Source organism: Hahella sp. CCB-MM4 (genome assembly GCF_002260525.1).
GTDB lineage: Bacteria > Pseudomonadota > Gammaproteobacteria > Pseudomonadales > Oleiphilaceae > Hahella.
Genome location: NZ_MRYI01000117.1, coordinates 1 through 384, shown reverse-complemented (window position 1 = coordinate 384; position 384 = coordinate 1). Strand labels below are relative to the sequence as shown.

Annotated in this window: 1 protein-coding gene; it reads left to right on the top strand. The window is 65.6% G+C overall.

Features of this window, described 5'->3' with window-relative positions:
• Positions 1–384: ABC transporter permease subunit (locus BTA51_RS29170; protein WP_141215730.1), on the top strand; the 384-nt coding region annotated here is incomplete at both ends.

Below are 384 nucleotides of genomic sequence, written 5' to 3'. Positions count from 1 at the left end.
CATCTGGCTGGCGCTGATCTTCATCGGCCTGCCCTTCGTGGTGCGCGCGGTACAACCGGTGATCGAGGATCTGGACGCGGAGGTCGAGGAAGCCTCGGCCACCTTGGGCGCGCGGCGCCTGACCACGTTGCGCCGGGTGGTGCTACCGACGCTGACACCGGCGCTGCTGACAGGCTTCGCGCTGGCTCTGGCGCGGTCGGTGGGCGAATACGGCTCGGTAATCTTCATCGCCGGCAACCTGCCCAACGTGACCGAGATCGCGCCGCTGCTGATCGTCATCCCGCTGGAGGAATTCAACTACGACGCCCCCACGGCGATTGGCCTCGCCATGCTGGCGATCAGCTTTTACCTGCTCTTCCTCATCAACCCCCTGCAGGCCCTGAA